Here is a 7737-nt window from a genome sequence, read left to right as displayed (position 1 = left end):
GCCGCACTCCCCCTGCTGACCGAACCGCGCGAAGGCGTCCCCCTCGTGATCGACACGCCCGCCGGGCTCGAGCGGGCGGCAGCGGCCCTCGCGGCCGGGACGGGACCCGCGGCTGTCGACGCCGAGCGCGCCTCCGGCTTCCGCTACGGACAGCGCGCCTTCCTCGTCCAGATCCGCCGGGAGGGTGCCGGGACGTGGCTGATCGACCCCGAGCCCTTCGACGACCTCCAGATCATCGACGACGCCCTCGACGGCGTCGAGTGGATCCTGCATGCCGCGAGCCAGGACCTCCCCTGCCTCGCCGAGCTCGGGATGTGGCCGGACAGGCTCTTCGACACGGAGCTCGCGGCGCGCCTCGCCGGACTCCCCCGGGTCGGCCTCGCCGCCGTCATCGAGTCGCAGCTCGGCTTCAGCCTGGCGAAGGAGCACTCGGCGGCGGACTGGTCCAAGCGGCCGCTGCCCGAGCCGTGGCTCCGCTACGCCGCGCTCGACGTCGAGGTCCTGGCGGAACTGCGGGACAAGCTCGCCGGCCTGCTGGAGGAGGGCGGAAAGCTAGGCATCGCCGAGGAGGAGTTCGAGCACATCCGCCGCACCCCGCCCGCCGAACCGCGCCTGGATCCGTGGCGCCGCACCTCGGGCCTGCACCAGTTGCGCGACCGCCGCCAGCTCGCCGCCGTCCGCCAGATGTGGCTCGAGCGCGAAGACCTCGCACAGCGTCGCGACGTGGCACCCGGCCGCCTCATCCCCGATTCGGCGATCGTCGCGGCCGCGCGCGCGATGCCGGCCACCGTCCCGCAGCTGCTGGCCACGAAGGGGTTCCACGGCCGGGCAGCGCAGAAGGAGGCGCCCCGGTGGCTGAGATGCATCAGCGACGCGAGGAAGCTCACCGACCTCCCACCCCTGCACGTGCCGACCAACGCGCCGCCCCCGCCCCGCATCTGGCCCGAGAAGGATCCCGAGGCCGCGGCCCGCTTGCAGACCGCGCGCCCGCGCGTCGCGCAGTGTGCGGAGAAGCTGGACATGCCGGTGGAGAACCTGCTCACGCCGGACTACCTGCGCCGCATCGCCTGGCGTCCGCCAGCCGAGATCTCGCTCGAGTCCGTCTCGGCGGCACTCGCCGACCTGGGGGCGCGCCCCTGGCAGATCGAGCAGGTGGCGGCGATCATCACCGTCGCATTCCTGGACCCCGATCCCCTGCCTGCAAAGGTGCGGGAGACGCCCGAAGGCTGAATCCCGGGCCGGCTCCTGTCGCTTGCACGCTATGTTACTCACCAGTAACATGATCGCTGACCTACATCTCGAAGAGGAGCAACAGGTGAGCCTAGATACCGGGACGGTGCCCGCACGCAGCGCGTCACGAGCCGTCCGCGACGTCGTCTTCGTCGACGGAGTACGCACCCCCTTCGGCAGGGCCGGCGAGAAGGGCATCTACGCCGGCATGCGCGCGGACGACCTCGTGGTGAAGTGCATCCGCGACCTGCTGCGCCGGAACCCGACCCTGCCGCCCGAGCGGATCGACGACGTCGCCATCGCCGCCACCACGCAGACCGGGGACCAGGGCCTCACCATCGGCCGCACCGCTGCCCTCCTGGCCGGGCTCCCCCGCACGGTCCCAGGATTCGCCATCGACCGGATGTGCGCCGGCGCCATGACGGCTGTGACCACCACCGCCTCGGGGATCGCCTTCGGCGCATACGACGTCGTCATCGCAGGCGGTGTCGAGCACATGGGCAACCACCCCATGGGAGCGGATGCCGATCCCAACCCGCGCTTCGTCTCCGAGCGCATCGTCGATCCGGCGGCACTGAACATGGGCAACACGGCGGAGAACCTGCACGACCGCTTCCCGTCGATCACCAGGGACCGGGCGGACGCCTATGCGGTCCGCAGCCAGCAGAAGCTGGCGCAGGCCTACGAGGCAGGGCGGATCCAGCCCGATCTGGTACCCGTGGCCGGCAGGAAGCCCGGTTCCGGCTGGACCCTGAACACCGTCGACGAGCCGCCCCGCCCGGGGACCACGGCCGAGGACCTCGCAGCGCTCCGGACACCCTTCCGTGCGCACGGCCGCGTCACTGCCGGGAATGCTGCCGGACTGAACGACGGCGCCACGGCAGCCCTGCTCGCCTCCGCCGACGCAGCAGCCCAGTTCGGTCTGCCCGTCCGCATGCGCCTGGTCGCCTACGCCTTCGCCGGTGTCGAACCGGAGGTGATGGGCATCGGGCCCGTTCCGGCCACGGAGAAGGCACTCCGGCAGGCAGGCCTGGAGATCGGCGACATCGGGCTGTTCGAGATCAACGAGGCCTTCGCGGTGCAGGTGCTGAGCTTCCTCGACCACTTCGGCATCGACGACGAGGACCCCCGCGTGAACCGTTACGGCGGCGCGATCGCCGTGGGACACCCGCTGGCCAGCTCCGGCGTGCGGCTCATGAACCAGCTCGCCCGCCAGTTCGAGGAGGACCCGGGCGTGCGCTACGGCATGACGACGATGTGCATCGGCCTCGGCATGGGCGCGACGGTCATTTGGGAGAACCCCCACCACGAGCACTACGGACAGGACGCAGCATGAGCTTCGAACGCTACGACGAACTGGCCGGCCTCGTCCCGGCCGAGATCGTCACCCACTCCTACGTGCAGGACATCACCCTGCCCGAGGGCGCGGGCGTCCTCGCGCTCATCACGCTGGACAACGACCTCGACCCCACGAAACCCACCACGCTGGGCCCCACCACGCTCATCGAATTCGGCCGCACCCTCGAGGAACTGAAGGAACGCGCGGCGCGCCGCGAGATCTCCGCCGTCGCCGTGACGGGCAAGCCCTACTTCCTCGTGGCCGGCGCCGACCTCAGCACGGTCAAGAGCGTGAAGTCCGAGCACCTCGGCCGGCTCATGGCCGAACTGGGACACGAGGCGTACGACCTCCTCGCCGACCTGGGCGTGCCGAGCTTCGCCTTCATCAACGGTGTCGCATTGGGTGGCGGCCTCGAGATCGCCCTCGCCGCGAACTACCGCACGGTGTCCTCCGGGGCCAACGGCATCGGCCTGCCCGAGGCCTTCATCGGACTCGTGCCCGGCTGGGGTGGCGTCTACCGCCTGCCGCGGCTGATCGGCCCCGCCCATGCCGTCAAGGTGATGATCGAGAACCCGCTGAGCAACAACCGCAGCCTCGACGGCAGGGCCGCCTACGGGCTCGGCATCGCCGACGCCCTCTTCGAACCCGCCGACTACCTCGAGCAGTCCCTGCTGTGGGCGGCGCAGGTGCTCCGGGGCGGCGCAGCCGCAGCTGCCGTCGAGGAGCGGCGCGCCGCGCTCGCGCAGTACGACGACGCCGCCTGGACCGCAGCGGTCGCCGCAGGCAGGGCCTTCGTCGAGGCGAAGACCGGCAACGCCGCTCCCGCGCCCTCGCGCGTGCTGGATCTGCTCGAGTCCGGCCTCACCTGGTCGAGGCAGGAGTCGGCGGCGGCGGAGTGCACCGCACTGGCGGAACTGATGCAGACGCCCGAGTTCCATGCAACGGTCTACGCCTTCCTCGACCTCGTGCAGAAGCGCGGCAAGCGCCCGGCAGGAGCTCCCGACCGGAAGCTCGCGCGCCCGGTCTCGAAGGTCGGCGTCGTCGGCGCGGGTCTCATGGCCGGCCAGCTCGCGCTCCTGTTCGCCCGCCGGCTCAAGGTTCCGGTGGTCCTCACGGACATCGACCAGGACCGCGTGGACAAGGGCGTGGCCTACGTGCACGCGGAGATCGAGAAGCTGCTCGGGAAGAAGCGCCTGTCCCAGGACGCCGCCAACCGGACGAGGTCACTGGTGACCGGCTCGGTCTCCAAGGACGTCTTCTCCGACGCCGATTTCGTGATCGAGGCCGTGTTCGAGGAGATGTCCGTCAAGAAGCAGGTCTTCGCGGAGGTCGAGGCCGTCGTCTCCCCCGAGTGCATCCTTGCGACCAACACCTCCTCGCTGTCCGTGGCGGAGATGGCCGCGGACCTCGTCCATCCGGAGCGGGTGGTCGGCTTCCACTTCTTCAATCCCGTCGCCGCGATGCCGCTGCTCGAGGTCGTGCGCGCGCCCACGACGGACGACGCCGTGCTGGCGACGGCGTTCGTGCTGGCGAAGGGCCTGAAGAAGAACGCGGTCCTCGTGCAGGACGCCCCCGCCTTCGTGGTGAACCGCATCCTCGGACGCATGTTCGGCGAGATCACCGCCGTCTTCGACGAGGGCACGGACGCCGCGACGGCCGACGATGCACTGCGTCCGATGGGTCTGCCCATGACGCCTTTCCGGCTGCTCGCCCTCGTGGGGCTGCCCGTCGGTCAGCACGTCCAGGAGTCGCTGCACGCGGCTTTCGGGGAGCGCTTCCACGTCTCGGCGAACCAGCGGACACTCATCGACGCCGGGATCAAGGGGTTGTGGGTGAAGCAGGAGGACGGCACCGAGACCGTTCCCGAGCAGACCCTGGCGCTGATGGAGCGCGGAACCAGCGCATCGTCCGCGGAGGACGTGCTGCGCCGTACGCAGGATGCGCTGGCCGACGAGATCGGGCGGATGCTCGACGAGGGCGTGGTCGCCGCGCCGGAGGACATCGATCTGTGCATGATCCTGGGCGCCGGCTGGCCGCTGCACCTCGGCGGCATCACGCCCTACCTCGATCGCGTCGGAGCATCCGAACGCGTCATCGGGAAGACGTTCCACCGGGCCTGAACCGTACGCGCGGACAGGCAGGACGGCGATGGACCCCCGGCACGAGCCGGGGGTCCATCGGCGTCCGGTGCGGCGACCACGCGGCCCGGGACGGGACTGTCGCCGGGTCAGGCCGCCGGGCGGGGGAAGATGCCGTCCAGTTCGGCCAGATCCTCGTCCGACGGCGTCCAGTCGGCTGCGGCGGCATTCTGGCGCACCTGCTCGGGAGACGTGGCACCGGCGATCACCGAGCCGACGGACGGCTGGGCGGCGAGCCATGAGAACGCCACCTGGACCTCGCTGAGTTCACGTTCGGCCGCGAAGGCCGAGAACGCCTCGAGCTGGTCCCAGTCCGCCGTCTCCAGCACGTTTTTCCGGGAGTGCGTGAGCCGGCTCCCGGCGGGGACCTCGTCGCGGCGGTACTTGCCCGTCAGCAGACCGTTCGCCAGGGGGAAGTAGGGCAGCACACCGATCCCGTACGCCTCGACGGCCGGGACGACCTCCCGCTCCAGGCGGCGGTCCAGCAGGTTGTAGGGGTTCTGCGCGGAGATGAACGGCGTGTACCCACCGCTGCGTGCGGTGAACTCGGCCTCGGCGATCTGCCAGCCGGCGAAGTTGGAGTGTCCGAGGTACCGCACCTTGCCGCTCGTCACGAGGTCGTCGAGGGCTGCGAGGGTCTCCTCGATCGGCGTCGCGGCATCGGGGGCGTGGTACTGGTAGAGGTCGATCCACTCGGTGCCGAGGCGGCGCAGCGACGCCTCGACGGCCCGGATGATGTAGCGCCGCGATCCGCGCGCCCCCCAGTCGGGTCCGTTGACCCCGTTCATGTCCAGTCCGAACTTCGTGGCGAGGACGACGTCGTCGCGACGGCTGCCGAGCGCCTTGCCCAGTTGCATCTCGCTGACGCCGGGCGCCTTCCCGTACATGTCGGCCACGTCGAAGAGCGTGATGCCGGCGTCGATCGCGGCATGCACGACGGCGTCGGTGCCCTCCTGCGATTCGGAGGTGGTGCCGGCCCTGCCGAGGTTGTTGCAGCCGAGCCCGACGGTGGAAACGCTGAGTCCGGAGGAACCCAGTCTGCGATAGGTCATCATGGCCCTAACCTATCAACACAGTTGCCCCGGGCACATGACCCGGGGCAACCGATGACGCGGGTGTCAGGCGAACCAGATGCCGATCTCGCGCTCCGCCGACTCCGCCGAGTCGGAGCCGTGCACGAGGTTCTGCTGCACCTTGACGCCCCAGTCGCGGCCGAGGTCGCCCCGGATGGTCCCGGGCGCCGCTGCCGTCGGTTCGGTGGTTCCCGCGAGCGAACGGAACCCCTCGATGACGCGCTGGCCCTCGAAGACCGCGGCGACGATCGGACCGCTGAGCATGAACTCGACGAGCGGCTCGAAGAACGGCTTGCCCACGTGCTCCGCGTAGTGCTCCTCCAGGACTTCGCGGGTGGCACGGACCTGCTTCAGCTCCGCGATGGTGTAGCCCTTCGCCTCGATACGGGACAGGATGGTACCGGTCAGGCCTCGGGACACGCCGTCGGGCTTGACGAGGACAAGGGTGCGCTCAACGCTCATGGGAACTCCTGGGGTGGGCGCCGTCCGGGACGGCGCGGTGTCGGGTCGGGGAGGTGGTGGTATCAGGACCGACTCTACTAAAGCGGGCGGCTATTCCGGATTCGCCTTCTCCCACTCGGCCTGCAGCCGGTCCCGCTCCACGTTCTCGCGGTCCACGCGCATCCCCTGACGGATGCCGTAGAGCCAGGTCAGCGCGAACGCGATGCCCACCACGAACATGGCCGGTTCGAGGATGCCGCCCGCGATGATCACCAGCTGCAGGATCCAGCCGAGGCCGATCCCCCACCGCTTGGTCAGCACGGCGCACGTCAGCACGAGGACGACGCTGAGCAGCAGGCCCGAGGTCAGGATGACGGCGGGCGGGATCTCGTCGCGTCGCAGTCCGAAGACCGCGAGCGTCGCGAAGAAGACGACGAACGCCTCGAGCAGCAGGACCGTGGAGGCGAAGAGGATCTTCGTGGACCTCCGCTTCTTCGGCATGCCGGGCCGCCATTCGCGCTGTGCCCTGGTTCTGCGTGCCATGGCCTACCTACTTCCCCAGGAGCGTGCGGGCCTCGCCGACCACGGTGATGGAGCCGGTCACGAGGATGCCACCGGCGAGGTCGTTGTTCTCCTCGGCCTTCATGACGGCCCATTCGAGGGCGTCGTCGAGGCCGGGGGCGATGTTGATGTTCTCCTCGGCGAAGCCGGCCGCGAGGGCGGCCTGCAGGAGGTCCGCGGCGGGGACCGAGCGGGGCGAGGTGGACTGCGTGAGGCAGACGTCCTCGAGGATGCCGCCGAGCTCCTCGTGCAGTTCGGCGAGGATGCCTGCGGCGTCCTTGTCCTCGAGGATGCCGATGACCAGCACGAGCCGGGAGAAGTCGAACGCCTCGCTGATGCCCTTCGCGGCGGCGCGGGCGCCGGCCGGGTTGTGGGCGGCGTCCACGATGATGCTCGGCGCGGTCCGGACGACCTCGAGGCGGCCGGGCGAGGTGACGGCGCGCAGCCCGTTGCGGATCAGCTCGGTCTCGAGCCGGCGCTCACCGCCGCCGAGGAATGCTTCCACCGCGGCGACCGCGACGGCCGCGTTCTCCGCCTGGTGCTCGCCGTGGAGGGGTACCAGCAGGTCGCCGTAGCGTCCGGCGAGTCCGGTGAGGGACACCACCTGCCCGCCGACGGCGACGGTGCGCGACTCGACACCGAACTCGACGCCTTCGAACCGGAACTCCGCACCCACCTCCCGGGCGCGCTCCAGGAGCACCTGCGCGGCATCCCGCGGCTGGATCGCGCTGACGAGGAAGGAGCCGGGCTTGATGATGCCGGCCTTCTCCAGGGCGATGTCCTCGACGGTGTCGCCGAGGAGGTCGGTGTGGTCGAGCGAGATGGGGGTGACGACCGCCACCTGTCCGTCGCCGACGTTCGTGGCGTCGGTGATGCCGCCGAGTCCCACCTCGATCACGCCGACGTCGATCGGCTCGTCCGCGAAGATCGCGAACGCGAGGATCGTGACGCACTC

7 protein-coding genes are annotated in these 7737 nt (G+C 70.3%); 3 read left to right on the top strand and 4 right to left on the bottom strand.

Annotated features, from left to right (window positions below; genetic code table 11):
* The 3 genes from CVO76_RS05015 to CVO76_RS05005 all read left to right on the top strand — a co-directional run.
* On the top strand, positions 1-1230 hold a 1230-nt coding region (locus tag CVO76_RS05015), incomplete at its 5' end, for an HRDC domain-containing protein (protein WP_208740994.1).
* Between the two features lie 49 nt (positions 1231-1279).
* Positions 1280-2566 carry a thiolase family protein gene (locus CVO76_RS05010; protein WP_208740992.1) on the top strand — a complete coding sequence of 429 codons (1287 nt, stop codon included), beginning with the start codon at positions 1280-1282 and terminating at the stop codon, positions 2564-2566.
* Positions 2563-4689 carry a 3-hydroxyacyl-CoA dehydrogenase NAD-binding domain-containing protein gene (locus CVO76_RS05005; protein ID WP_208740990.1) on the top strand — a complete coding sequence of 709 codons (2127 nt, stop codon included), beginning with the start codon at positions 2563-2565 and terminating at the stop codon, positions 4687-4689. The genes CVO76_RS05010 and CVO76_RS05005 overlap by 4 nt, the downstream gene beginning before the upstream one ends.
* 107 nt (positions 4690-4796) lie before the next feature.
* On the opposite strand, the gene CVO76_RS05000 is transcribed toward CVO76_RS05005, so the two are convergent.
* From CVO76_RS05000 to CVO76_RS04985, 4 genes are all read right to left on the bottom strand, one after another.
* Positions 4797-5762, bottom strand: a complete 966-nt coding sequence (locus tag CVO76_RS05000; RefSeq protein WP_208740988.1) for an aldo/keto reductase — start codon at positions 5760-5762, stop codon at positions 4797-4799.
* 63 nt (positions 5763-5825) lie between these two features.
* On the bottom strand, positions 5826-6242 hold the full coding sequence (gene ndk / locus CVO76_RS04995; RefSeq protein ID WP_208740987.1) for a nucleoside-diphosphate kinase: 417 nt from the start codon (positions 6240-6242) through the stop codon (positions 5826-5828).
* Between the two features lie 90 nt (positions 6243-6332).
* Complete coding sequence (locus tag CVO76_RS04990; protein ID WP_208740985.1) at positions 6333-6764, bottom strand: DUF4233 domain-containing protein; 432 nt, start codon at positions 6762-6764, stop codon at positions 6333-6335.
* 7 nt (positions 6765-6771) lie between these two features.
* The coding region (locus CVO76_RS04985) for a bifunctional folylpolyglutamate synthase/dihydrofolate synthase (protein ID WP_208740983.1) at positions 6772-7737 on the bottom strand (966 nt) is incomplete at its 5' end.

The organism is Arthrobacter agilis (assembly GCF_002953615.1).
GTDB classification, from domain to species: Bacteria; Actinomycetota; Actinomycetes; order Actinomycetales; family Micrococcaceae; genus Arthrobacter_D; species Arthrobacter_D agilis_B.
Note: the sequence above shows the minus strand (reverse complement) of the source record. Positions and strands in the feature narration are given on the sequence as shown.

Excerpts from the sequence above, each read along its gene's own strand:
- CVO76_RS05010 (WP_208740992.1), top strand. The coding sequence starts at position 1,280 with ATGATCGCTGACCTACATCTCGAAGAGGAGCAACAGGTGAGCCTAGAT.
- CVO76_RS05005 (WP_208740990.1), top strand. The coding sequence starts at position 2,563 with ATGAGCTTCGAACGCTACGACGAACTGGCCGGCCTCGTCCCGGCCGAG.
- CVO76_RS05000 (WP_208740988.1), bottom strand. The coding sequence starts at position 5,762 with ATGATGACCTATCGCAGACTGGGTTCCTCCGGACTCAGCGTTTCCACC.
- ndk (WP_208740987.1), bottom strand. The coding sequence starts at position 6,242 with ATGAGCGTTGAGCGCACCCTTGTCCTCGTCAAGCCCGACGGCGTGTCC.
- CVO76_RS04990 (WP_208740985.1), bottom strand. The coding sequence starts at position 6,764 with ATGGCACGCAGAACCAGGGCACAGCGCGAATGGCGGCCCGGCATGCCG.